Below are 397 nucleotides of genomic sequence, written 5' to 3'. Positions count from 1 at the left end.
TGGTCCGTTCCAGCAGATTCAGGTGTCACTGTAGATCCTACTACAGGCGCAGTCACAATTCCAGCAGATAAAGTTCAAGATGGTTCAACAGTTTCTGCCACATCAACTGATGAAGCAGGCAACACATCAAGCCCAGCAACAGACACTGCTAAGAACAATCCAGACACAACAGCACCAGAAGTACCATCAGTAGTAGCTAACGAAGATGGCTCAGTCACTGTAACTCCATCAACCACAGCTGGTGATGATACTAAGACCGTTGACATCACGTACACTGATGAAAATGGAACAGAACAAACAGTAACTGTTACTAAAGAAGATGATGGTACATGGTCCGTTCCAGCAGATTCAGGTGTCACTGTAGATCCTACTACAGGCGCAGTCACAATTCCAGCAG

General features: G+C 45.8%; 1 pseudogene. It reads left to right on the top strand.

The annotated features are described in order from the left end of the window. Positions 1-397, top strand: a pseudogene (locus NF418_RS10355) (hypothetical protein); the annotation flags it as partial.

Source organism: Streptococcus suis (genome assembly GCF_024509555.1).
GTDB lineage: Bacteria > Bacillota > Bacilli > Lactobacillales > Streptococcaceae > Streptococcus > Streptococcus suis_AD.
This window is presented reverse-complemented; position numbering and strand designations above follow the sequence as displayed.